Genomic DNA, 24,121 nt, shown 5'->3' on the forward strand with positions numbered 1-24,121 from the left:
CCGGCGACCGGGGCGGGGAACGCACCGCCCGGGTCGCCGGCCCCGTCTTCACGCCACCGCCGCCTCAGCCGTCCTGCTGGTCGCGGACGCCGGCCAGGAAGTCGGCGAGGTAGGGGTCGCCGATCCTGACCGGGCCGACCTGGTGGTGTTCGTCGGGGTCGACGGTGAGGGCGGAGGCCTTCTCCGCCGCCTCGTCCATGGCCGCGCGGGCGGCCTCGGCCGCCTCGTCGTCGCCGTTCCGCAGCGCGGTCAGCACCCGCAGTCCCTGCCCCATGGCCTCGCCCCACAGCTCGGTGGCGTCCAGCCAGCGGCCGGCGTCGTGCAGGAAGAAGCGGTCCTGGACGCCGTCGCGGATGCGGGCGGGCGCGCGGCGGATGTCGTCGGCGACGGGGCGCAGGCCGCGGACGGCGGCTGCCGGGTCGTCGGCGTAGCGCTCCCAGAAGCCGTCGAGCCGGGCGGCCAGCTTCGGCGACTGCGGCTGCCAGGGTTCCTCACCGAAGGTGGGGGCCATGTGGTTGAGGTCCACGAAGGTGCGGACCGCCGCGGCACTCCGCGCGTCCCCGCCCGCCAGGTAGGCGGCGGCCTGCGCACCGGAGCGGTCGCGGTCGTAGCCGCGGTCGTTCCAGGAGAAGTCCGACATCGTGAAGACGGCGAGCTTGCTGGCGCCCGCCTGGTTCATGGGGTTGGAGACCAGGCCGCTGGTGTGTTCCGACAGGCCCGCGTCCCGCTTGTCGTACGGGGCCAGCAGCAGCCGGCCCTTGGTCTGCTCAAAGTCGTTGACCGGGTAGTTGTCCCAGACGAACACCTTGCGCCCGAACAGCTCGGACGCCTTCTGCGCCTGCTCGTCGGTGATCTCGGGCGGCACCACGTCGGTGCCGGTCCACATCACCTCCACGTCGGCGTCGAGCTTCTCGCGCAGCGTCTTCTTGTAGGCGGTCTCGGTCAGGTCGCCGTACTCGGTGGGGACCGTCTGGAGGGGCCTGGTGCCCTCGTGCTCGGCCAGGAAGCCGCGCTGGACGGCGTTGAGAAGGCCGGCCTGTGCCTCGGCGGCCGGGGCGCGGCCGGGTGCGCCGTACGTGTCCTGGTCGCCGTCGCAGTTCCACTTCGTGTAGTTGATGTCGTCCAGCGGAACGGAGAAGTCGCGCACGCCCAGGTCGTAGAGCGACTGGAGCTTCGCCTCCAGGGCCTTGACGTCGTCCGGGTCCGAGTAGCAGATCGAGGTGCCGGGCGAGACGGCGAAGGTGAAGCGGACGTGGTGGGCGCGGGCGGCCTCCACCAGCTCGCCCAGCTCGGCGAGCTTGTCCTGGGGGTAGGGCTCGCGCCACTTCTCCCGGTGGTAGGGGTCGTCCTTGGGCGCGTACACGTAGGTGTTCGCCTTCGTGTCGCCCAGGAACCGCACGTGGTCCAGGCGTTCGGCCTGGGTCCAGGGCGGCCCGTAGAACCCCTCGATGGTGCCCCGCAGCGGCATCGAGGGGTGGTCGCTGATGGCGGCGCCCGCGATGCGGCGCGGGCCGTGGCGCTCGGTGATCAGCTGGCGGAGGGTCTGCACGGCGTAGAACTGTCCGGCCGCGTCCGTGCCGCCCAGCGCGACGGTACCGCCGTCGTGGCGCTTGCCCGCCCTGGAGACCCTGAGGGCGTATCCCTCGGCGTGGTCGGGCGCCGCGGTGCCGCGCAGCGCCTCGGCTATGTCGTCCCTGGTCGCCTCGCCCAGCAGGACCGTCAGCCGGGCGCGGCCTGAGGGCTTGTCGCGGACCTCGGGTGAGCGGACGCCGCCCGCCTTGAGCACGTCGGTGAGCAGGCGGCGGGCCGCGGCGTCGGTGTCCTCGCCGACGACGATCTCGGCGGTGCGGGGGACGCGGACGTCGCCGCCCGCGCGTTCGGCGTGCTGCGGGGTGGGTGAGACGGTGGGCAGCGCGGCGTCGGCACCGCCGGTGCGGCCCGCTCCGCCCCCTCCGCTCCCTCCGTCAGATCCGCCGGCGGCGGACGCCACCGCCGGGACCCCTGCGGCGAGCAGGGCCAGACCGAGGGCGAGGACTTTGATGCGGACTCCGTCAGCGGCGGACATGCGGCCTCCGTGAGATACGGGTGCGTGGGCGGCGTACGCTGATTGATCGGATGTCAGCTTCGAGTGGTCTGGTCCACTCGTCAAGACGGTGGGCTCTTTCTCTCCACTTTTTCTCCCCCGTTTTCCCTCCGCTGTATTCCCTCCGCGTTCCGTCCCTGGGCCAGGTCCGCGTCCGGTGCACGCGCCGAGAGGTCGGACCTCCGCTCGGCCCGCTGGAGGCACCCGGGGCGCGGTGTGATGGGGTGGGGCGCATGAACGCCCCCCTCGGCCCCTCCCCCGCCCAGGCCCTCGCGGCAGCACGGCTGGTCATCTTCGACTGCGACGGCGTACTGGTCGACACCGAACGGATCGGGCCGGAGGTGGTGGCCGCCATGGCGACCGAGGCGGGCTGGCCGCTCACCCCCCAGGACGTACTGGAGAGGTTCCTGGGCACTCCGGAGCCCTACCTCCTCGCACAGGTACGCGCCCACGCGACGGTGCCCGTGGACGAGAGCTGGCTGGCGGAGTACCGCGCCCGGGTCGCCGCCGCGTTCGACGCGGCCCCGCACACGATGCCCGGCGTCCGCGACGTCCTGGACGCCCTCGAAGAGCGTTCCGTCCCCTACTGCGTCGCCTCCAGCGGAAGCCACTCACGCATCCGCCACTCGCTGACGGCCACCGGGCTGTGGGACCGCTTCGCGGGGCGCGTCTTCAGCGCCGAGGACGTGGCCGAGGGCAAGCCGGCGCCGGACGTGTTCCTCCATGCGGCGGCGGAGTGCGGGGTGCCCGCCGCGCAGTGCCTGGTCGTCGAGGACAGCCCGGCCGGCATCCGGGCGGCGCGGGCGGCCCGGATGCCCGTCCTCGGCTACACGGGCGGCCCCACCCCCGCCCACTGGCTGACCCCCGCCCCCACCGTCCCCGACCTGCGCGACCTTCTGACAGAGCCCGCGAACAGCTCCCCACAGGCGCCCCAGGGAGGCTAGGAGGACCTCCCCGGAGGCACCCCCCTTCCCGTGGAAAGCTCATCCTGGCGGTCGTCCGGGGTCCTCCTCCAACGCCGCGCGCAGCCGCGCTCGGTCCCCGGGCGGAAGGTGGGGCGCGTAGTGCTCGTGGAGGGCCTGCCTGCCGAGGCGCGCCGCGAGGGCCCCGTCGCAGGCGCGGAGCGCGTCGAGAATGTGCCGGTGGTGGGCGACCGAACGCCGCATCGCGGCGGCCGCCTCGCCGGCGGCCTCCGCACGGACCAGCTTGCTCTCGATGGCCTCGACGACGGCGTCGTGCACGGCGCGGGCGCACAGGGCGAGCAGCGCGTTGCCGCTGGCCTTCGCCACCACGCGGTGGAACTCCCCGTCGGCCTCGCTGAATCCGTGCGGATCCTGGGGGGCGAGCTTCGCCATCTCGTCCACCAGTTCGGTCAGCCGCCGCAGGTCGTCAGCGGAGTGGAGGCGCGCGGCGAGCCGGTAGCTCTCCGCGTCCAGGAGCATCCGGAACTGGATCAGTTCGCCGAGCCCGGACAGGTGGGAGCGGGCCAGGCGGCCCAGCGCGTGGCTGAGGGTGTCAGGGGAGACGCCCAGCACCTCGGCGCCCTGCGGGTCACCGGGGCGCGAGCGGATCAGCCCTGAGGACTGGAGGACCCGCAGCGCCTCCCTGATCGTCGAGCGGCCCACGTCGAACTGGCGCATCAGTTCGCGTTCGCCGGGAAGCCGGGAGCCGGGCGGCAGAGAGCCGCCGAGGATGCGTTCCTCTACCTGCTCGGCCACACGCTGGTAGGCCCGCACGGGGCGCACGGGCCGGAAGTCGGCCCGTGCGGTGGGCCGTTGAGGAGATTCCGCCGGCATGCGTCCGCCCTTTCCCATGTGTGCGTGCGGGCCGGTCCGGTGCGCGCCCGCGGATCCGTTCCGTGTACGCGTGCGGGCCGGTCCCGTGCGCGCACACGGGACCGGCCCGTGCCGACCCCTTGACCGGGCCCTCGGCCCACCAGCAGAGTACGGACGATCAACTGGTCTGACCAGTCGCCTGGCCACCTGGGTAGGGCGGTCTGGGAGGGGACTTGGAGGTTCCATGCGTTCCGGTCCCGGCACACCGCCGTGGGAATCCGTGCTCGACACCGAGGCGGCCGTCGCCTTCACGCAGAAACTGGTGCGGCTGCGCACCGTGAATGCCGCGGGCGCGGAGGCCGTGGAGAAACCGGCCGCCGAACTCGTCTCCGAGCTGTTCTCCCGGTTCGGGTGGGAGCACACCGTCACCGAGGTGGCGCACGGGCGCCCCAACGTCGTCGCGGTCGTCGACGGCGGCGGGGGCGCGGGTCCCACCCTGATGTTCGAGGGCCACACCGACGTGGTGACCGAGGGCGATCCGGCGGACTGGAGCGTGGACCCCTACGGCGCCGAGATCCGCGACGGGCGGATGTGGGGCCGGGGCACGGCCGACATGAAGTCCGGTGTCGCGGCGATGATCTACGGGGTCCGCGCGCTCCAGCTCGCCGGGCCCTTCCCAGGGCGCGTCGTTGTCGGCGTCATGGCCGACGAGGAGGGCATGATGCTCGGCGCCAAGGCGTTCGCGGCCTCCCCGACGGCCTCCGAGGTGGACGGCGTCGTCGTCTGCGAGCCCGAGGGGTACGAGGTGTGCACCTCGGCGCGCGGCGGCATCCGGCTGCGCCTCGACCTGACGGGCGTGATGGCGCACGGGGCGATGCCGCAGGAGGGCAGGAACCCGGTCGCCGCGGGTGCCCGCGTCGTGGAGGCTCTGGCGGCGGTGCAGGAGTGGGCCACAGGGCGTTACGGCACCCATCCGCACGCCGGTTCTGTCACGGTCACCCCCACGGTGCTGCTCGGGGGCGATCCCGACCAGCTCAACGTCATCCCCGCGCACGGCGTCGTCGGCGTGGACGTCCGCACGGTCCCCGGTACCGACCACGCCGAACTCACCGAGCGCGTCCGCACGGCGGCCCAGGAGGCCGCCGCCGCGTTCGGCGTCGCCGTGGAGCCGACGGTCGTGGACGACCGGCCCGCCATCGAGATCCCCGAGGACCATCCCCTCGTGGCCGGCCTGGTGGCGGCGCACACCCGGGTGCACGGTGCGGCGCCCGCCTTCGGCGCGGTGCCCGGCACCACGGACGGCACGATCCTCACCCGCGACGCGGGGCTGCCCACCGTCGTCTACGGTCCTGGCGGGAAGTGGATCGCGCACCAGAAGGACGAGTACGTCCAGGTGCGGGAGATCGGCGAGTACGCGCGGGTGTACGCGGCGGCCGCCTGGCACTTCCTCACCGGCGGCGGGCAGGCGGGAGGTACGCGGTCGTGATGCTCTGGCACGGCAAGGAGTTCCCCGAAGGGCTGCCGGTCGGCGACGGGTGGGTGGCCGCGCCCGGACAGCGGACGGTCGCCTTCCCCTACGACGGAAGTGCCGTCGCCAGGGCGCCCGTCGGTGACGTGGCACTGGCCCGGCGGGCCGTCGAGCACGCGGCGGGGCTGCGCCGCACGGCGGCCGGGCTGCCCACCCGCACCCGGCGTGCCGTTCTGGCCTCGGTGGCCGACGCGCTCGAAGGCGTGGCGGCCGGCATGGAGGATCTGCTGGTCCTGGAGACGGGCAAGCCGCGGGCCGACTGCCGTACGGAGGTCGTCCGCGCGGTCGCCACCTGGCGGGCGGCGGCCGACGAGGTGGTGCACATCCACGGCGAGACGGTGCCGCTGGACGGACTGCCGTCGGGGGACGGGATGACGGGCTTTTGGACGAGGCGCCCGGTCGGGGTCGTGGTGGGGATCGCCGGGTTCAACTATCCGATGATGCTCGCCACCCACAAGATCGCCCCCGCGCTGGCCGCGGGGTGCCCCGTCGTCGTCAAGCCCGCGCCCGCGACGCCGCTGGCCACCCTGTGGCTGGTCAACCTGGTGCGCGAGCGGCTGGTCGCGGCGGGTGCGCCGGCCGGTGCCGTCCAGCTGGTGACCGGCGACGCGGAGGTGGGCCGCACACTGACCACCCACGAGGCCGTGGCCGCCGTCTCCTTCACGGGCTCGGCGGCCGTCGGCCACCGCATCGCGCGCGACGCGGCCCCGCGCAAGGTGGTGCTGGAGCTGGGTTCCAACGCGGCTCTCGTCGTCGCGGCCGACGCCGACCTGGACGCCGCGGCCGACGCCGTGGTGCGCGGCGGCTACTATGCCTCGGGCCAGGCCTGCATCGCCGTCCAGCGGGTCATCGCCGAACAGCCTGTCGCCGCCGAGTTGGAGCGCCGGATCGCCGACAGGATCGGCTCCGTGGTCGTGGGCGACCCGCGTGCCCGAAGCACCCGCGTCGCCGCGCTCATCGACCAGGACGCCACCGAGCGGGTGCTGGCGTGGATCGCGCGGGCCCGCGAGGCGGGCGCCCGCCTGGTCGCGGGCGGCGAGCGGCGGGGGCGGTGTGTGACACCGGCGCTGCTGGCCGACGTGCCCGACGGGCAGCCCGTGTGGGACGAGGAGGTCTTCGGACCCGTCGTCAGCCTGCGCGCCGTGCCGGACCTGGACGCGGCCCTCGCCACGGTCGACGCGAGCCGCTACGGGCTGCACGCGGCCGTCTTCACCCGCCGCCTGGACACCGCGTTCCGTGCGCTGGAGGAACTCGACGTCGGCGGCGTGGTGGTCAACGAGGTGCCCGGCTACCGCTGCGACGTCGCCCCCTACGGCGGCGTCAAGGACTCCGGCATCGGACGCGAGGGTCCGCGGTTCGCGATCGAGGAGTTGACGGTGACGAAGATGGTGGTGATCAAACCGTGAGGTCGGACGCGGACACGAGTGCGGACACGGCGGCGGGGGCCGACTACGGCAGGCTCTTCCGGCTCGACGGGCGGCGCGTGGCCGTCGTCGGCGGCGGGAGCGGGATCGGACGTGAGGCCGCGCGGGCGCTGGTGGCGCAGGGCGCCGAGGTGGTCGTCGCCGACCGGGACGAGGCGGGCGCCGCCCAGACGGCGCGGCTGGCGGGCCCCGGGGCCTCGCCGTTCCTGCTCGACGTGCTGGACGAGGAGGCGCTGACGGCCGCGGCGGCGGACTGGGGGCCGCTGGACGGGCTGGTGATCACCGTCGGCGTCAACGTGCGCAAGCGCCTCGCGGACTACTCGGTCGCGGAGTTCGAGCGCGTGGTGGCCCTCAACCTGCGCGCCCACTTCTCCCTGGTGCGGGCGTGCGCTCCCGCCATGGCCGCACGCGGGCGGGGCGCGGTCGTCTCCCTCGCCTCCATGCGGGCCTTCCAGGTGGAGCCCGGGCAGGGTGTCTACGCCGCCTCCAAGGCCGGCCTCGTCCAGCTCCTGCGGACCGCCGCGGCCGAGTGGGGGCCGCAGGGCGTGCGGTTCAACGCGGTGGCGCCCGGCGTGGTGCGTACGCCGCTGACCGACCAGATCGCGGCGGACCGGGAGTGGTACGACGCGTATGCGCGGGCGTCCGCGTTGCAGCGGTGGGCGCGGGCCGACGAGATCGCGGGCGCCGTGGTGTATCTGGTCTCCGACGCGTCCACCTTCGTGACGGGCAGCGTGCTCACCGTCGACGGCGGCTGGACGGCCGTCGACGGACGGTACGACCCGGCCGTGTGACCCTGTTCGTCTCCAGCGCCCCTCAAGGAGCTACCCGCGATGCCCGAGCAGCACGACCCCCCGCAGGGAGACGGCAGCCCCCTGGACGGGCTCCCCCACGTCCGAGCCAGGCGCCCCGCGCTGTGGCTCCTCCTCGTTCCCGCCGTCCTGTTCTGCGCGGCCCCGCTGGTCGCCGACCGCGTCGAGCCCCGCGTGCTCGGCCTGCCCTTCCTGCTCCTGTGGATCATCGCCGCGACCATCGTCAGCCCGCTGGTCATCTGGGTGGTCTCGCGGCTCGATCCGGCGTTCCGGCAGGATGCCGTCGAGCCCCTTCCGGTCGATGACACCCCGAGCGAAGAGGGAGGACCGCGATGAGCGGCTCCGCGGCCGTCGCGACGACGATCTTCGGGCTGGCCATGGTGGCGACCCTCGCCATCGGCGTGCTCAGCGCCCGCGGGCGGGACAAGGGCATGGCGGAGTGGTCCGTCTCCAGCCGCGGCCTGGGCGTGTTGTTCGTCTGGCTGCTGATGGCGGGTGAGACCTACACCAGCTTCTCCTTCCTGGGCACGGCGGGCTGGTCGTACTCGTACGGGGTGCCGATCCTCTACCTCGTCGCCTACCTGACGGTCGGGTTCGCGGTGGCGTACGTCGTCGGGCCCGCGCTGTGGACGTACGCGAGCCGCCATCGGCTGCTGTCCATCGCGGACATGGCCGAGCACAGGTTCCGCTCGCGCCCGGTGGGGATCCTGGTGGCGGTCACGGCGACGGTCTTCATCGTCCCCTACGTGCAGGTCCAGATCCAGGGCATGGGCGTGGTGGTCAACGCGATGACGTACGGCAGCGTCGACCTGCACGTGGCGGCCGTCATCTCGTTCGTCGTCGCGGAGGCGTTCATCCTGGTGTCCGGGCTGCGCGGTTCGGCGTGGGTGAGCGTGCTCAAGGACGTCCTGGTGATCGTCGCTGTGGTGTTCCTGGCGGTGTGGGTGCCGCTGCACTACCTCGACGGGTACGGCGACTTCATGACCCGGATGGTGAACGAGCGGCCCGAGTGGCTGACGTTCCCCGGCCACGACTCGGGCGGGCTGAACGGCACCTGGTTCGTCTCCACGCTGCTGCTCAACGCGGTGACGATCTCCATCTTCCCCACCACCGTGGCGGGGTACCTGAGCGCGAAGAGCCCGAACGCGCTGCGCCGCAACGCGCTGCTGCTGCCCTGGTACCAGCTGCTGCTGTTCATCCCGATGATGGTCGGCGCCGTCGCGCTCTTCGCGCTGCCGGCCCTGGGCAACCCGGACCTGGCGCTGTTCCGGCTGGTGACGGACTCGCTGCCGTCCCCCGTCGTCGCCGTGATCGGGGTGGCCGGAGCGCTGTCGGCGATCGTGCCGATGAGCGTGTTCATGCTGGCCATCGGCACCCTGTGCGGCCGCACCCTGCTGGGCGGCGGCAACGGCTCCGACCCGCGCAGCCGCACCCGGCCAAGCACGGTCCCCGGCAGCGCCGACGACGTCCGTATCAAGCGGCTGTCGCAGTTGGTGTGCTTCCTGGCCGGGCTCGTCGCCCTGCTGGGCAGCCTGTTCTACCCGAACACGCTGGTGCAGCTGTCGGTCCTGTCCTACGAGGGCCTCGCCCAGCTCGTGCCCCTGGCGCTGCTGTCGCTGTTCTGGCGGCGGCTGACGGCGGCTGCCGGAGTCGCGGGCACGCTGGTCGGACTGGCCGTCGTGCTGCTGCTGTGGTGGACGGACAACGATCCCTGGCACGGGGTCAACGGCGGCGTGCTCGCGCTGGCGGCCAACCTGCTGGTGGCCGTGGCCTTCACCTACGCCGGGCCCCGCACACCGGCCGCGGGCACCGAGCCCGTGCGGGACACTCAGGAGGAGGCGGTATGAGGCGGGCTCACGGCCGCACACGCGCGAAGGGCACGGGCGCGTGAAGGGCGAGACGGCCTCGTTCGCGGTGCCGGGGCTGGGAGAGCCCGTCGAGATCCTGGTCGACCGCTGGGGCGTACCCCACCTGTACGCGGGCTCCCGCGCCGACCTCTTCCTCGCCCAGGGCTTCAACGCCGCCCGCGAACGCCTCTTCCAGCTCGATCTGTGGCGCAGGCGGGGCCTCGGGCTCCTCTCCGAGGTCCTGGGCGCTGACTACGTGGAGCACGACAGGGCGGCGCGGCTCTTCCTCTACCGGGGCGACATGGCCGAGGAGTGGGCCGCCTACGGGCCCGGAACGCGGGAGATGGCCCGCTCGTTCGTGGCCGGCGTCAACGCGTACGTGACGCTGGTGCACGAGGATCCGTCCCGGTTCCTGCCGCCGGAGTTCGCCGCGCTCGACTACGCGCCCGCCCACTGGCACCACAGCGACCTGGCCCGCATCCGCACACACGGCCTCTTCTACAACGTCCGCCAGGAGGTGGCGCGCGCGCTGACGCTGCGGGACCTCGGGCCGCGGGCGGAGGAGCTGCGCAAGGTCAGGGACCCGCTCGGGCACCGGCTCACCGTCCCCGAGGGGCTCGACCTCGACGTCCTGCCCGAGGACGTCCTGCGCGTCTACGACCTGGCCACCACACCGCCCTGGAGCCCGCGCGCCCAGCCCTCGCAGAGCCCCGACGGCAGCAACAACTGGGTGCTGGCCCCGTCCAAGACGGCGACGGGGCGCCCGCTGCTGGCCAACGACCCGCACCGCGCCCTCACCCTGCCCTCGCTGCGGGCGCTGGCGCACCTGTCGGCCCCGGGCCTCGACGTGATCGGCGCCGGGGAGCCGGCGCTGCCGGGCATCTCCATCGGGCACAACGGCCACCTGGCGTTCGGCCTGACGATCTTCCCCGTGGACCAGGAGGACTTGTACGTCTACCGCACCGACCCGCGGGACCCGCATGCGTACGCGTACGGGGACGGCTGGGAGCGGATGACGTGCGTGACCGAGGAGATCCCGGTCCGGGACGCGGAGCCCGTCCGCACAAAGCTGTGGTTCACCCGGCACGGTCCCGTCGTCCGCGAGCGCCCCGAGCGCGATGCCGCCTTCGCGGTGCGGGCCGCGTGGCTGGGCCCCGGCATGGCGCCCTACCTGGGCAGCGCGGGCTACATGGACGCCACCACACCCGACGCGTTCATCCGGGCGCTGCGGCGCTGGGGCGCGCCGGGCGAGAACCAGGTGTACGCGGCCGCCGACGGCACGATGGGCTGGTGTCCCGCCGCCCAGGTGCCGCGGCGGCGCGGCTGGGACGGCACCCTGCCGGTGCCCGGCGATGGGACGTACGAGTGGGACGGTTTCCTCCACGCCGGCGACCTGCCCTCCACCCGCGATCCGGCGGCCGGCTGGCTCGCCACCGCGAACCAGTACAACCTGCCGTCCGGGTATCCGCGCGGCGGATGGCAGGTCACCCACGACTGGTACGCGCCCACCAGGTACGAGCGGTGCGCCGAGGCGCTGGCGGCGCGGGACGACTGGAGCGCCGAGGACTGCGTGCGTCTCCAGACCGACTACGTCAGCCTCCCCGCGCGCCGGATCCTGCCGCGGCTCGCGGGTCTGCGCGGTGAACGGCTACGGACGCGGACCGGCTTGGAGCTGCTGCGCGGCTGGGACGGACGGCTCACCGCCGGCTCGGGCGCCGCGGCGCTCTTCCAGGTGTGGTATCGCCGTCATCTGCGCCCGGCGCTGCTGCGGGAGGCGCTGCGCCCCTCGGCCCCGTCCACCGGCCCCGGGGCTGAGGACGCCGAGGGGTGGCTCAGGGCGGCGGTGCGGCGTCTGACGCCCGCCGACGGCGAGGCGATGGACCCGCGTGTGGATCTGCGGCTGCTGGACGCGCCCGACCCGGAGGGACGGCTGGGCCCGCTGCTGCTGGACACGCTCGGTGAGGCGGTGGCGGACGTCACCGCAGTGCTGGGCCCGGACCAGGAGGACTGGGCCTGGGGAGCCCTGCACCGGGCCAGGTTGGTGCATCCGGTGGCCGGGCTGCTGGCCCGTCAGGGCGCGGAGGCCGTCCCCGACTGGTGCCGGCTGGATGCGCTGCCGCGCGGGGGCAGCGCGGAGACGGTGGGCGCCGCGGGCTATCTGGCGGACTTCGCGCAGAGCGACGGGGCGAGCTTCCGCATGGTCGTGGACGTCGGCGGGTGGGACGGCTCGCTCGCCATGAACTCCCCGGGCCAGTCGGGCGACCCGCGCTCGGCGCACTACGCGGACCTGTATCGGGCGTGGGCCTTCGACGGCGCCTTCCCGCTGGTCTACTCACGCTCCCGCGTCGAGGGGGAGACCACGCACCGGATCGTGCTCTCCCCCGCGCCGGTCACTCCTTCGTCGCGCCGGTGAGCATTCCCTGGATGAACCGGCGTTGCAGCAGCAGGTAGACGACGACCACGGGCAGCGCGATGAGGGCGGCCGCGGCGGCGAGCAGCGCGGTGTCCGAGGAGTGCTGTCCCTGGAAGAAGGCGAGCCCGAGCGGGACCGTGCGGTGTGCCTCGTCGCTGACCATCACCAAGGCCATCAGGAACTCGTTCCAGGTCCACATGAAGACGATGACGGTCAGCGTCGCGAAGGCGGGCCGTCCCATGGGCAGCAGGACGCGGGTGAGGGATGTCCAATGGGTCGCTCCGTCGATCCGGGCCGCCTCCAGGAGCGAGCGCGGGGTGTTGCGGAAGTAGGTGCGCATCCAGAAGACGCCGAAGGCCAGGGACTGCGCGGTCTGCGGCAGGATCAGCCCCCAGTAGGTGTTGGTGAGCCCCCAGTGCCGCAGGTCGAAGTAGAGCGGGACGATCACCGCTTCCTGCGGGAGGGTGAGGCCGACGACGAAGAGGTAGAACAGCGCGTTGGAGCCGGGGAACCGCATGGTGCCGAAGGCGTAGGCGGCCAGGGTGGCCAGCACCGTGGTGAGGGCGACGACCGCGACGGCGACGACGACCGAGCTGACCAGATAGGTGCCGAAGTGGCCGCGGGTCCACGCGTCGGCGAAGTTGCCCCAGTTGAGGGACTTCGGCAGGGAGAAGCCGGTGTCCAGCGAGGACTGGCTGGACAGCGCGGTGGACAGGATTCCGGCCACCGGGGTCAGCGCGATCAGCGCGAACAGGCAGAGGATCCCGTAGGTGACGGCGCGTTCCGTGGGCGAGGTGGTGGTGTCCCGGGTGTGCCGCGCGGACGGCTTCGCCCGCGCGTCCGGCCTTCTCGGCGTGCTCGTGCTCATCGGTTCCGCCCCTCCACGAGCCGGGTGACCACCATGGTCAGCGCGAAGATGACCGCGGTCAGGGTGATGCCCATGGCCGAGGCGGCGCCGACCTCGCCGGTCTCGAAGGCCCGGCGGTAGACCTCGTAGGCGGGCACCGAGGTGGCGTTGCCGGGACCGCCGCTGGTGGTGATATAGACGAGGTCGAAGTTGCGCAGCGCGGCCACCAGGGTCAGCGTCAGGGCGACGGCGACCTCGGCACGCAGCCCCGGCAGCGTCACCGTGAAGAACTCCCGCACAGGGCCCGCGCCGTCGATGCGGGCGGCCTCGTACAGCTCGCGCGGGATGCGCTGGGCCCCGGCGAGGAAGAGCACGAGGCACAGCCCGGTCTCCACCCAGGTGCCGATGGCCCCGACGGCGGGCAGCGCCCAGCTGTCGTCGCCCAGCCACGAGCGGGCCAGCGCGTCCAGGCCCACCGCGCGCAGCGTGTCGTTGAGCAGTCCGTCGGGGGCGAGGATGGAGCGCCAGGCGACGCCGACGACGACCATGGCCAGCACCTGCGGCAGGAACAGCACGGTGCGGAAGAAGGTCATGCCGCGGATGCGGAAGCGGGTGAGCGCCGCGGTCAGCACGAGCCCGAGGGCGGCCGGCAGCGCGGCGTAGAAGAGCAGCAGGACGGCGGCGTGCGCGAAGGGGGCGCGCAGTTCGGGGTCGGTGAGCAGGTCCCGGTAGTTGTCCCAGCCTGCCCAGGTGGCACGGGTCAGCCCGTCCCAGTGCAGCAGGGACAGCCATCCGGTCTGGCCGAGCGGCCACAGCAGGAAGACCCCGAAGACGGCCAGCGCGGGCAGGATGTACAGGTATCCGACCGCTCGGGGCTCGCCGGGGGCCCGACGGCGGTAGCGGGCCGCGAGCTTGCCGGGCACGGCGGGCCCCTTGGGGGGCACGGCGGCTCCCTTGCCGGTCGCGGCTTCCGGGCGCCGGGTGCCGTCGGTCATCACCTGTCCTCACCGTCGGCGCGCTGTTCGGCGCGGAAGTCGGCGTAGCTCTTCTGCATGCGCGAGGCGAGATCCTTCGGGCCGACGTCGCCGGCGAGGACGCCCTGGAGGTCGGCGGAGAGCGTGTCGTAGAAGGTGGGGGTGGTGTAGTCGAGGTACGGCACCAGCCCGTCGGCGTCGTTGAGCTCTTCCCAGCCCGCGACCATCTGCCCGGCGGCGCTGTCGGCGTCGAGCTTGTCCGCGGCCGCCCCTGGGACCACGGGCAGTACGCCCTCCTGGGTCAGCACGTCGGAGGCGTGTGAGCTGGTGAGGAAGTCCAGGTAGGCGGCGGCGACCTCGGGGTGGTCCGACTTGGAGGTGACCGACCAGGGCAGGCCCTCGCCGCCGGTGGTGACCGGCCGCGCACCGGAGTCGGGCGGCGGCGGCATGAAGCCGAGGTCGTCGCCCATCGTCTTGCGCAGGTCGGCCAGTTGCCAGGTGCCGGTGATCAGGAAGGCGCCCTTGCCGTCGGCGAACTGCTTGGCCGCGTCGTCGTAGCCCTTTCCGTTGGCGCCCTTGGGCACGTAGCCCTTCTGCGACCAGTCGGCGAGCGTGCCGGCCGCCTCGCGGGTGGCGTCCGTCCCGAAGCCCTCGCCCCGCCCGAACACCGTCTCGCGCACCGGGCCCGCGGTGCCCGCCGCCTGCGCCTGAAGGAGGCCGAAGGTGTGGATCGCCGGGTACTTGTCGAGGTTGCCGAACTGGACGGGGAGCTGTCCGGCCTTCTTCAGCTCGGGCAGCGCCGCGGTGAACTCGTCCCACGTCTCGGGCGGCTCGACTCCGGCTTTCCGCAGCACCTTCTTGTCGTAGTAGACGCCGATGTACTCGCCTTCCTGCGAGATGCCGTACAGCCGCCCGGTGCCGAACTGCTTCCCGTCGGCGGAGACGCGGTTGAGGTTGAGCAGGGTCTGCGGGAAGCGCGTGTTCCAGCCGTAGAGGCCGGCGTAGTTGTCGAGAGGGGTGAGCATTCCGGCGTGCGCGAAGGCCACCATGTCGGAGTAGCCCTGGTTGGCCTGGACGACGTCGGGCGGGTCGTCACCGCTGAGGGCGAGCTTCAGTGTCTTCTTCAGGTCGTTGAAGCTGCGCGCGACACGTTTGATCGTGACGTTCGGATACTTCTTCTCGAACTCCGCGTTGAGCCGCTCGATCGCGGCGTTCTGGCCGCCGCGCACCTGCTGGTCCCACACGGTGAGGGTGACCTCGCCCGCCTTCGCCGGGTCGGGTACGGCGTTCGCGGCGCCACCACCCGCGCCGGCCGCGCCGGAGCCGTCGGTGCCCGGGACGCAGGCGGCTGCCGGCAGCAGCGCGCACAGGGCACCGAGGACGGCGAGGGCACGGCGGTACCGGCCGCCCGTGCGTTGGCTTCGCCCGTCGTTCATCGTTCCTCGTCTCCTCGGTCTCGGCACGGTCCGCTCACGAGCGGAAGCCGATGGTGGGCGTGGCGCGCAGCAGCGGCCAGTCGCCGCGGCCGCCGGGCAGCAACTCGTCCAGGAAGCCGTAGCGCCGCATCACCTCGGGGCTCTGCCCGCCGATCCGCCGCGCGTACTGCCACCAGGCGGCCACCTCGCTCCAGCCGGGTGCCGAGAGCGAGCCGCCGAAGTGCTGCACGGACAGCGCGGCGGTCAGGTTGGCGAAGGCCAGCCGGTCGGCGAGCGGCCAGCCTGCCAGTGTGCCGGTGGTGAATCCGGCCATGAAGACGTCGCCCGCGCCGGTGGGGTCGAGCGCGTCGACCGCGAGCGCGGGCACGTCGGCGTGCTCGCCGCTGTTGCCGTCGATGGCGACGGCACCGCCCGCCCCCTTCGTCACCACCGCAACGGGCACCAGCTCGGCCAGCGCCCGCACGGCTGCCTCGGGGGTGTCGGTGCGGGTGTAGTGCAGGGCCTCGGTGGCGTTGGGCAGGAACGCGTGGCACAGGGAGAGGTCGGCCAGGGTGTCCGGGTCCCAGGCGCCGGTCTCGTCCCAGCCGGTGTCGGCGAAGATCAGGCTGCCCTCGTTGTGCGCCTGGCGCACCCAGTCCCCCACCCGGCCCGGCTCCAGGGAGGTGACACAGGCGCGGGACGGCGGCCGGGAGGCGACGCTGACGCACGGTTTGGGCGCCTCGTGTCCGTGGCTGACCATGGTGCGCTCGCCGTCGTAGGCCATCGAGACGGTGACCGGCGAGTGCCAGCCCGGTGCCCGGTGCGAGGGTGCCAGGTCGATGCCCTCGATGCCGCAGAGGGCGTCCCAGCAGTAGTCGCCGTACATGTCGTCGCCGAACGCGGCGGCGAGCGCCGTGCGCAGGCCGAGCCGGCGCAGGGCCGTCGCCATGTTGGCCACGCCGCCGGGGCTGGAGCCCATGCCGCGCGACCAGGTCTCGGTGCCGCGTTGGGGGGCGTGGTCGAGGCCGGTGAAGACGATGTCGAGGAAGACGGTGCCGGTCAGGAACACGTCGGTCTCCGGGCCCCCGTCCGAGCGCAGGGCGGCCAGCGGGTCCAGCGCGCTCCCGGTCGGTGCGGGTTGGGCGCTCCCAGTGGTGCTCATGGCCGCTCTCCCCTCTCAGCTATGGCCAGAAGATGACTTCTCGGTGACTGGTTTGAGCGATACCTTGCACCGCCCCCCTGCTGAATGCAATACCTCGCTCACAGTCGCGCACAGACGCTCAGTCGCGCTAGGGTCCTGGTCATGTTGCGCGAAAGTCGGCACGAGGAGTTGCTGCGCATCCTCCGCGAGGAGGGCGTGCTGCCCGTCGTCGAGATCGCGCGCCGGCTCCGGGTCAGCGAGGCCACCGCGCGGCGCGACGTGTCCGACCTGTCAGGGGCGGGACGGCTGCGGCGGGTCTACGGCGGCGCCCTCGCCCGCGAGCCGGCCGAACGCCCCTTCGCGGAGGAGGAGGTGGACGACCTCCCCGCCAAGGACGCGGTCGCCGCGGGCGCCGCCGAACTGGTCGAGGACGGCGAGACGGTGCTGCTCGACATCGGCACCACCACCTTGCAACTGGCCCGGCTGCTGCACGGCAGGAAGATCACCCTGGTCACCTCCAGCCTCGCCGTCTATGAGGAACTGCGCTCCGACGAGACGGTGACGCTGGTCCTGCTGGGCGGCGAGGTGCGGCGCAACTACCGTTCACTGGTCGGCAACCTCACCAGGGCCGCGCTGCGCGAGATCTACGCCGACCGCGTCTTCCTCGGCACCAGCGGCGTCCTGCCCGACGGCCGCGTCCTGGACACCACCCAGGTCGAGGTCCCCGTCAAACAGGCCCTGTTGGGCGCCGCCCGCCAGGCGGTACTGCTGGCCACCCCGCGCAAGTTCCCCGGCACCGGCAGCGCACGCGTCTGCCAGGCCACCGACATCGACATGCTGATCACCGGCCAGGCGTCCGACCCGGCCACCCTCGCCGCGTTCCGCGAGGCCGATGTGGAGGTAGTACAGGTATGACGGGTACGACAGGCACGCCCGGCACGAGGCTCACCGTGCTCGGCGGCGGCGGGTTCCGCGTCCCGCTGGTCCACCGCGCGCTCCTGGCCGACGCAAACCATCCCGACCAGGCGGGCCGCTGCACCGAACTCGTCCTCCACGACACCGACCCGGAACGGCTGGCGGCCATCGGCGCGGTCCTGGCCGAACAGAGCGCCCAGCACGACGGCCCGGTGCCCGAGGTCCGTACCACCACCGATCTGGACGAGGCCCTGAGCGGCGCCGACTTCGTCTTCAGCGCCATCCGCGTCGGCGGCCTCGCCGGGCGGGTCAGCGACGAGCGCCTCCCCCTCGCCGAGGGGCTGCTCGGGCAGGAGACCGTCGGCGCGGGCGGGGTGCTCTACGGGCTGCGCACCGTGCCCGTGGCCACCCGCATCGCCGAGCGCGTCGCCGCCGTCGCCCCGCACGCCTGGGTCATCAACTTCACCAACCCCGCCGGCATGGTCACCGAGGCCATGAGCCGGGTGCTGGGCGATCGTGTCATCGGCATCTGCGACTCGCCCGTCGGCCTGTGCCGCCGCGCCGCGCGCGCCGTGGGAGCGGACCCCGACCGCGCCGACTACGACTACGTGGGCCTCAACCACCTCGGCTGGCTGCGCCGCGTCGTCGTCGACGGCACCGACCGGCTGCCCGCGCTGCTCGCGGACACCGGGGCGCTGGAGTCCTTCGAGGAGGGCAAGCTCTTCGGCGCCGCATGGCTGCGCGCGCTCGGCGCCCTGCCCAACGAGTACCTGCACTACTACTACCACCACAGGGAGGCGCTCGCGGCGATCCAGGAAGCGGACGCCACCCGGGGGGAGTTTTTGGCACAGCAGCAGGACGGCTTCTACGCGCGGGTCTCCGGCAGCGCGTCCACAGGGGCGTTCGCCGCGTGGGAGGCCACCCGCCGCGAGCGGGAGGAGACCTACATGGCCGAGAGCCGGCAGGCCTCGGGCGGCTGGGAACGCGACAGCTGCGACCTGGACGGCGGCGGCTACGACCGCGTCGCCCTCGCCCTGATGCGCGCCATCGCCCGCAACGAGCGCACCCGTCTCATCCTCAACGTCCGCAACCGCGGCGCCGTGCCCGGGATCGACGGCGACGCGGTCGTGGAGATCCCCTGCGTCGTCGACGCGGGCGGTGCCCGCCCCCTGGCCACCGGGCCCGTCGCCCCCGACCAGCTGGGATTGATGCTGCAACTCAAGGCGGTCGAACGCGCCGCGATCGAGGCGGCCTCTGACGGCTCCAGGCCGGCCGCGCTGCGCGCGCTGGCCCTCCACCCGCTGGTGGACTCGGTGCACGCCGCCGACCGCGTCCTGCGCGCTGCGGGCCACTGAGACCGCTCCGCGCGGCCCGCCGCGCGCGGGCGGCGCGGCTCACTTGGCGGAGAGCGCCGACCTCTTGTGGCCGAGGGCCTGCCCGGCGTTCTTCATGGAGCGCTTCGTCGAACCGACGGGGCAGGGGCGGCGGTGCCGGGCGCGGGCCCGCAGCGCGCGGATCCGCGCCTGGTGCCCCGCGTCGCTGATCACGGCCGCCAGGCCGCCCAGCACGGCGCCGTTCTTGGCGAGCTGCGTGCGCTGGGCGGCGCGCTGCCCGGCGTCCTCGTGCTCCCAGAAGGGGTGACCCGCCAGGGTCGTGGGCACCAGGGAGGCGGCCAGCGCGAGCGAGGCCACCCGCGGGAGGCGCCCGACGGTCAGCAGCGCACCCGCCGCCACCTGCACGGCCGCGTTCACCCGGACGAGCAGCACGTCGTCGTACGGCAGCCCCGGCGCCTTCTCGCGCAGCTTCGCCAGGAAGGGTCCGGCCATCTCGGCGCGGGGCTCGGGCTCGCTGAGCGATTCGACCCCGGCGCTCACGAAGAAGGTGCCGAGGAGCGGGCGGGCGACGAGCTGGAGAGGTGTCATGCGGCGTCCTTTGGTCGCGCGGAGCATCGCGGGCGGTCTCGGGGCGGACGGTTACGGGGAGTGCCGTTTCGGGACGTGGCCGTTTCGGGAAGTCGCGGGCAGGGCCTGAGGCCCGTGCGGTGTCCCGGTCCTTCACCGCCATGTCACGCGTACCCGCGAAACGCCGCAACCCGGGCGTCGCCGTACGGCGCAACGCCCCGCGTCCACCGCCGTGGCGTGCGACGCTCCCGCGCCGCCGCGCGGCGCCCCGTCCCGCGCCCGTACGGCAGGGCGCCCGTGCCCGCCGGGCGGTCCTCCCGCGGTGTCTCACCCGAACGACCGTGGTGGCGGTGCGCGCCCCCGCATCCCGGTGGAGCGTGAAGCCGACGGGGGACACCGAGCGAAAGGTCAGCCGATGGACCGCGCATTCGAGGGCCGGGCGGCCCTGGTGACCGGAGCCGCCTCGGGTATCGGTCTCGCCGTCGCCCGGCGGCTCGGCCAGGCCGGCGCCTCGGTGGTCGTCGCCGACTACGACGAGGACGGCGCCCAGGTCGCGGCCGGCGAGCTGGAGACGTCCGGCACACGGGCCGAACCCTTCGTCGTGGACGTCACGGATCCCGGCTCCGTCCGCGACGCCGTACGGTTCACCACCGAGACCTTCGGCTCGCTCGACCTGGCCGTCAACAACGCCGGGGTGGGCGGACCCTCGATGCCGACCGGCGAGTACGAGATCACCGCCTGGGACCGGGTCATCGCCACCAACCTCAGCGGTGTCTTCTACGGGCTGCGGCACCAGCTGCCGGTCATGGCGGCGGCGGGCCGTGGCGCCATCGTCAACATGGCCTCGATCCTGGGCACCAACGGATTCGCCGGCAGCCCCGCCTACGTGGCCGCCAAGCACGGCGTCGTCGGACTGACCAAGACCGCCGCGCTCGAATACGCCGACAAGGGCGTGCGGATCAACGCGATCGGCCCCGGCTTCATCGACACCCCGCTGCTGCGTGAGACCGACAACCCGGTGCGCGAACGCCTCATCTCCCTCCATCCGCAGGGCCGCCTGGGGACGGCCGAGGAGGTGGCCGAGGTGACCGCCTTCCTCCTCTCGGACCGCGCCTCCTTCGTCCAGGGCAGCTACCACCTGGTCGACGGCGGCTACGCGGCCCAGTAGCCACCCCGGCCCGGCCCGCAGCCGCCGGTCTCACACGGGCCCAGCCCCGCCTGGGCGAGCAGGCGGGAGACCTCGGCGCGCTCCAGCGTCGCGAAGTAGCCGCCGATCAGCTTCGGGAGCAGCCCGGAGATGCCCTGGGCGAACATCTGCTGGAGGAAGAGCAGCAGCGCGAGCGACACCGTCTGTTCCCTGCGACCGCGTACCCGGAGATGAGCAGCGCGCTGGCGCGGTCGCGTGCGGTGGCGGGCCAGCTCTCGATCACGTAGGTCGCGCTGGCCGAGTACTCCCGCGCCATGCCGAGTCCGAGCACCAGCCGGGCGGCGGACATCGACCAGTAGCCCCACGAAAGACCGCTGGCCAGCGAGCCGAGGGAGTACAGGAGGATGCTCAGGATCATCGCCGGCTTGCGTCCGTACCTGTCCCCGACGGCGCCGATGGCCAGCCCGCCGAACCAGCGGGAGACGAAGGCGGCCGGCACGAGGGTGGCGGCGGTGACGGTCGACAGACCGAAGGAGCCGGCGGCCTCGGTCAGTACGAGGGTGATCAGGACGAAGTCGAAGCCGTCCATCAGATAGCCGAGCCAGGCGGCGAAGAGCGTCTTGCCGTCCTGGCGGGTGCCGCCACGGGCCGACAAGGGTCCGGGAAGGCCGCGGCGAGGTCTCGGGGCCCGGCCAGGTCTCGGAAGGGGTGGGATGGCCGGGGAGGGCTCGGCGGGGCGCCCTCAGCCGCTGCCCTCCGGCGCTCCCGTCACGTCGGAGTCGCGTGTCCGCCACAGGTGCACGCCGACCACGGAGGCGAGAGCGACCACGCAGCCGGCGAAGACCAGCCCCGCGTTCCGCAGCCCGAGGCCGGTGCTCAGCGCGCCCACCCCCACGACCGGCAGCGAGATGCCGAGGTAGGCGACGACGAACAGCGCCGAGATGGTCCCGCCCCGATGCTCCTCGGGGGCACGGACACTCACCGCCGCCAGGGCCGAACGGAACGCCAGCCCCTGCCCGACGCCGCCGGTCACCGCCCCGGTCACCAGCAGCGGCAGTGAACTCGCCAGCAGCGAGCCGCCCACCTGCGCCATGCCCGCGACGAGGCCCAGGCAGCCGAGCGGCAGAGCGAGCGCCACCCGTACCCGGCCCGCCGCCGCCTGGCCCAGCAGGGACGCGCAGAACACGGAGAAGACCACCGCGCCGGAGGCGGCCAGGTTGGTCAGGTGCAGGGTCTCGGACATGAACCCCGGCGAGACGGCGGTGAACAGGCCGAAGACGGCGAAGCCGGTGAAGCAGGCGAGCCCGGCGGGCACGAACACCGGCCGCACCTCCCGCGGCACCGCCATCCCGCGCGGTCGCAGACCGGGCCGGGGGCGCGGGCGCCGTACGGTCTCGGGCAGCACCAGGGTGAGGACGAAGCCTATGGCCAGCAGGGCGAGATGCGCCACGAAGGGCAGGACGAGCGGGCGGGGCGCGTACTGGGCGAGCACACCCGCGAGCAGCGGACCGCAGCCGAGCCCGCCCATGTTGGCGGCGGTCGCCGCGAAGCCCCGGCTGCCGCCTGGCGCCAGTTCCAGGACGGCGGCCGTCGCCGCGCCGCTGAACAGCCCCGCGGCGAAGCCGGACAGCAGCCGCCCGGCGAACAGCAGCGGCAGCCCGCCCTCCAGCAGGAAGCAGACGGCGCTGGCCGCCGACAGTCCCAGGGCCGCGAACAGCAGCGGGCGCCGCCCGAGTTTGTCGGAGTAGTCGCCTGCGACCAGCAGCGCGGCGATCACCCCCACCGCGTAGACGGCGAAGACGACCGTCACCATCAGTTCGCCGAAGCCCAGCTCCTGCCGGTAGAGGCCGTAGAGCGGGGTCGGCAGCGTGGTGCCCGCCATGCCGACGGCGAAGACGAAGGCCGCTGCCGCGTACCACAGCGAGCTGCGCGGGGAACCTGTGTCGTGTTCAGTACTGTTCACAGCGGGCGACCCTAAATGATCTTCCGGCGGTCCGTGCCACCTCACCCTGCCCAGGTGTAGCGCACGACGCCCGCGATCCGGCCGTGCCCGGCCAGCGCGCCGTCGGGCACGAACACCACCTCCGCCTCGGTGGCCAGCGCCGCCTCGACCGTCTCGTCGACGACGTCGTCGAACACCTCGCCCTCGCTGTCGCTGACCGCGTCGTCGGCGGCGGGCGCCAGGTGGTCGCCGTCCAACCTGACCTTCTGGCGGTAGGGCTCCTCCACGACCAGCAGCGCCAGCCGGCCCTCCCGCGCCGCGCGCCACACCTCGTCGATACCCGCGACGAACTCCCTGCGCCCGATCGCGTCACCGAGCCGGCCGAGGGCCTTCTCGCCGCGCGCCCGCAGGAATTCCGCCCGCGCGGGTGCCACCGCCTCGCGGACGACCGAGGCCCGCGCATGGGTCAGGCCGCCCTTCGGCACGGTCGCCACGGCCCCGCGCGCCGCACGGGTACCGACATCCGCCAGCGCGGTGAGCCCGTGCTGGAGCCCGGCCAGGAGGAGGGGGCGCGGCGCGTCGTGCAGCACCCTGGACAGGCTCGCGTCCACGTCGCGCAGGTGCTGGAGCGCCGCCTCGTCGCGGTAGCCGCTGGTGAAGTCACCGGTGCGGGAGGCACGCTCCCGCTCGGAGTCGACCGTCGCGCTCTCGACGGGGAAGCCGCCCCGCCGCTCCTCGGTGAGCTGTTCGCCCGAACCGCTCCACAGCCTGGCCAGATCCTCGGCGAAGGTGAGCACCCAGTAAGGAAGGGTCTGCGCCTTGGCCGCGACCAGGTTGCGGGTGAGGAAGGTGCGGTCCACGACGATGCGTTCGGCGTCGACCCGGCGCGGCACGTGCCAGAACTGGTGCTCGCCCTGCGCCGCGAAGAGCACCAGCGCGTCCTGCGCGTACACCAGGTCGATCTCCTCCTCGGCCGCTTCGAGCTGCCCGACGACGTCGGCGCGGACCTGCGAGCTCACGTGCGGATCGTCGTCGAGCCGCCGCCCCGCGTCGGCGATCAGATTGCGCAACCTGACGGGATCCTGCAGGCTGTCCGGCTTCGTACGGTGAGTGGGCAGCACCAGGGTGACCGCGGGATAGGGCCGAGGCTGCCGCAGCTCGGCCAGCACCTCGTTGGTCAGATCGTCGGTGCGCATCCGTGACCTCGCTCCCCAGGTGACGACGACGGCACCCTCCAGCCTCCCGCGCACCCCGGCGCCGTGCACGTCGGGCGGATCCGCGGACCGTGCGGGCGGGGCGTGCCCCACCTGGCGGGATGCCGCCGTGCGCGGCCGGTCGTAGCCTGGAGAGGGCGCCCTGTACGCGGGGGAAGGAGTGACTTGTGAAGTCCGATGCTCACCCCGACTACCACCAGGTGGTCTTCCGTGACCAGTCCGCCGGATACGCGTTCCTGACGCGTTCGACGGCCACCAGCGACACCACGATCGAGTGGGACGACGGACACACCTACCCGGTCGTCGACGTGGAGATCTCCTCCGAGAGCCACCCGTTCTACACCGGCAAGGCCCGCGTCGTGGACTCCGAGGGCCAGATCGCCAAGTTCCGCCGTCGCTACGAGCCCGCGGCGGACGGCACCACCCCCGACGACCTGCTCCACTCGGCCCCCGAGGGCGAACCCACCCCCGAGGACGTCGTCCTCGCCTCGGGCCGCGACCTGACCGAGGGGAACCTCCAGTGGGCCCGCGAACGCATCGCGGCGGAGGGCCGGGGGGCACTGGAGCAACAGCTGCCCTGACCCCCGGCCGTCACCACTGCCCCGGCCGGGGCGTTCACGCGCGACGAGCGGGTGGGAGGGTGTTCCTCCCACCCGCTCGGGGTGTCGCATGCGTGGTGCGTGTGTGCTGGGTGTGGGGGGTGTTGTCGGCTGGGGGCCTTCTGCTCAGTAGGCGGAGTCGACGTT

Annotated in this window: 20 protein-coding genes and 2 pseudogenes; 11 read left to right on the forward strand and 11 right to left on the reverse strand. The window is 73.4% G+C overall.

All coding sequences use genetic code 11. The annotated features are described in order from the left end of the window. Window positions 1–64: 64 nt before the first annotated feature. Window positions 65–2,065, reverse strand: a complete 2,001-nt coding sequence (locus tag DQ392_RS07655; RefSeq protein ID WP_114014727.1) for a glycoside hydrolase family 84 protein — start codon at window positions 2,063–2,065, stop codon at window positions 65–67. Window positions 2,066–2,316: 251 nt separating this feature from the next. On the opposite strand from DQ392_RS07655, the gene DQ392_RS07660 reads away from it, so the two are divergent. Then, entirely contained in the window at window positions 2,317–3,027 is a 711-nt protein-coding gene (locus DQ392_RS07660; RefSeq protein ID WP_114014728.1) for an HAD family hydrolase, read from the forward strand. Between the two features lie 39 nt (window positions 3,028–3,066). On the opposite strand, the gene DQ392_RS07665 is transcribed toward DQ392_RS07660, so the two are convergent. Next, entirely contained in the window at window positions 3,067–3,879 is an 813-nt protein-coding gene (locus DQ392_RS07665) for a FadR/GntR family transcriptional regulator (protein WP_114014729.1), read from the reverse strand. A gap of 223 nt (window positions 3,880–4,102) precedes the next feature. Here DQ392_RS07665 and DQ392_RS07670 point away from each other — a divergent pair, with 223 nt between their 5' ends. Genes DQ392_RS07670 through DQ392_RS07695 form a run of 6 tightly spaced genes read left to right on the forward strand, consistent with a single transcriptional unit; the run spans window position 4,103 to window position 11,879 of the window. Continuing rightward, a complete protein-coding gene (locus tag DQ392_RS07670) occupies window positions 4,103–5,344 on the forward strand; it encodes a M20 family metallopeptidase (RefSeq protein ID WP_114014730.1) in 1,242 nt (413 codons plus the stop codon). Further along, entirely contained in the window at window positions 5,344–6,792 is a 1,449-nt protein-coding gene (locus DQ392_RS07675; protein WP_114014773.1) for an aldehyde dehydrogenase family protein, read from the forward strand. The genes DQ392_RS07670 and DQ392_RS07675 overlap by 1 nt, the downstream gene beginning before the upstream one ends. Continuing rightward, window positions 6,789–7,601, forward strand: coding sequence for an SDR family NAD(P)-dependent oxidoreductase (locus DQ392_RS07680; RefSeq protein ID WP_114014731.1), 813 nt, complete (start codon window positions 6,789–6,791; stop codon window positions 7,599–7,601). Before DQ392_RS07675 ends, DQ392_RS07680 begins: the two co-directional genes overlap by 4 nt. Window positions 7,602–7,640: 39 nt before the next feature. Then, entirely contained in the window at window positions 7,641–7,955 is a 315-nt protein-coding gene (locus DQ392_RS07685) for a DUF3311 domain-containing protein (protein WP_114014732.1), read from the forward strand. Next, window positions 7,952–9,466, forward strand: a complete 1,515-nt coding sequence (locus DQ392_RS07690; RefSeq protein ID WP_245981242.1) for a sodium:solute symporter family protein — start codon at window positions 7,952–7,954, stop codon at window positions 9,464–9,466. Before DQ392_RS07685 ends, DQ392_RS07690 begins: the two co-directional genes overlap by 4 nt. Before the next feature lie 40 nt (window positions 9,467–9,506). Further along, window positions 9,507–11,879: a penicillin acylase family protein gene (locus DQ392_RS07695; RefSeq protein WP_114014733.1), complete on the forward strand. Its 2,373-nt coding sequence runs from the start codon at window positions 9,507–9,509 to the stop codon at window positions 11,877–11,879. Here the strand turns inward: DQ392_RS07695 and DQ392_RS07700 are convergent. From DQ392_RS07700 to DQ392_RS07715, 4 genes are read right to left on the reverse strand one after another with little or no spacing between them, the layout of a single operon-like run. Then, window positions 11,857–12,747 (reverse strand): carbohydrate ABC transporter permease, encoded by an 891-nt coding sequence (locus tag DQ392_RS07700; RefSeq protein ID WP_114014734.1) that lies wholly within the window; start codon window positions 12,745–12,747, stop codon window positions 11,857–11,859. The genes DQ392_RS07695 and DQ392_RS07700 overlap by 23 nt on opposite strands. Further along, window positions 12,744–13,721, reverse strand: a complete 978-nt coding sequence (locus DQ392_RS07705; protein ID WP_245981243.1) for a carbohydrate ABC transporter permease — start codon at window positions 13,719–13,721, stop codon at window positions 12,744–12,746. The genes DQ392_RS07700 and DQ392_RS07705 overlap by 4 nt, the downstream gene beginning before the upstream one ends. Further along, window positions 13,721–15,136 carry an extracellular solute-binding protein gene (locus tag DQ392_RS07710; protein WP_114014735.1) on the reverse strand — a complete coding sequence of 472 codons (1,416 nt, stop codon included), beginning with the start codon at window positions 15,134–15,136 and terminating at the stop codon, window positions 13,721–13,723. The genes DQ392_RS07705 and DQ392_RS07710 overlap by 1 nt, the downstream gene beginning before the upstream one ends. Window positions 15,137–15,170: 34 nt before the next feature. Beyond that, on the reverse strand, window positions 15,171–16,277 hold the full coding sequence (locus tag DQ392_RS07715) for a carbohydrate kinase family protein (protein ID WP_114014736.1): 1,107 nt from the start codon (window positions 16,275–16,277) through the stop codon (window positions 15,171–15,173). A 141-nt stretch (window positions 16,278–16,418) separates the two neighbouring features. Here DQ392_RS07715 and DQ392_RS07720 point away from each other — a divergent pair, with 141 nt between their 5' ends. Both DQ392_RS07720 and DQ392_RS07725 read left to right on the forward strand, forming a co-directional pair. Beyond that, the gene (locus DQ392_RS07720; RefSeq protein ID WP_114014737.1) at window positions 16,419–17,171 is read left to right on the forward strand and encodes a DeoR/GlpR family DNA-binding transcription regulator; all 753 of its coding nucleotides are present in this window, start codon (window positions 16,419–16,421) and stop codon (window positions 17,169–17,171) included. Further along, entirely contained in the window at window positions 17,168–18,526 is a 1,359-nt protein-coding gene (locus DQ392_RS07725) for a 6-phospho-beta-glucosidase (RefSeq protein WP_114014738.1), read from the forward strand. Before DQ392_RS07720 ends, DQ392_RS07725 begins: the two co-directional genes overlap by 4 nt. A gap of 39 nt (window positions 18,527–18,565) precedes the next feature. Here DQ392_RS07725 and DQ392_RS07730 read toward each other — a convergent pair whose 3' ends face one another. Beyond that, entirely contained in the window at window positions 18,566–19,093 is a 528-nt protein-coding gene (locus DQ392_RS07730; RefSeq protein WP_114014739.1) for a DoxX family protein, read from the reverse strand. 394 nt (window positions 19,094–19,487) lie between these two features. Between DQ392_RS07730 and DQ392_RS07735 the strand changes: the two genes are divergently transcribed. Next, window positions 19,488–20,240 (forward strand): SDR family NAD(P)-dependent oxidoreductase, encoded by a 753-nt coding sequence (locus DQ392_RS07735; RefSeq protein ID WP_114014740.1) that lies wholly within the window; start codon window positions 19,488–19,490, stop codon window positions 20,238–20,240. Here the strand turns inward: DQ392_RS07735 and DQ392_RS34010 are convergent. From DQ392_RS34010 to DQ392_RS35100, 4 genes and pseudogenes are all read right to left on the reverse strand, one after another. After that, window positions 20,225–20,419, reverse strand: a complete 195-nt coding sequence (locus tag DQ392_RS34010) for a hypothetical protein (protein WP_147266497.1) — start codon at window positions 20,417–20,419, stop codon at window positions 20,225–20,227. The genes DQ392_RS07735 and DQ392_RS34010 overlap by 16 nt on opposite strands. Before the next feature lie 14 nt (window positions 20,420–20,433). Continuing rightward, a pseudogene (locus DQ392_RS07740) lies at window positions 20,434–20,874 on the reverse strand (MFS transporter); the annotation flags it as partial. Between the two features lie 87 nt (window positions 20,875–20,961). After that, complete coding sequence (locus DQ392_RS07745; RefSeq protein ID WP_281272959.1) at window positions 20,962–22,182, reverse strand: MFS transporter; 1,221 nt, start codon at window positions 22,180–22,182, stop codon at window positions 20,962–20,964. A gap of 41 nt (window positions 22,183–22,223) precedes the next feature. Further along, window positions 22,224–23,357, reverse strand: coding sequence for a baeRF3 domain-containing protein (locus DQ392_RS35100; protein WP_245981244.1), 1,134 nt, complete (start codon window positions 23,355–23,357; stop codon window positions 22,224–22,226). A gap of 185 nt (window positions 23,358–23,542) precedes the next feature. Here DQ392_RS35100 and DQ392_RS35105 point away from each other — a divergent pair. Beyond that, window positions 23,543–23,776 (forward strand): annotated as a pseudogene (locus tag DQ392_RS35105) (type B 50S ribosomal protein L31); the annotation flags it as partial. Window positions 23,777–24,121: the final 345 nt, after the last annotated feature.

This window comes from Streptomyces reniochalinae (assembly GCF_003323735.1).
Classification (GTDB): Bacteria; Actinomycetota; Actinomycetes; order Streptomycetales; family Streptomycetaceae; genus Streptomyces; species Streptomyces reniochalinae.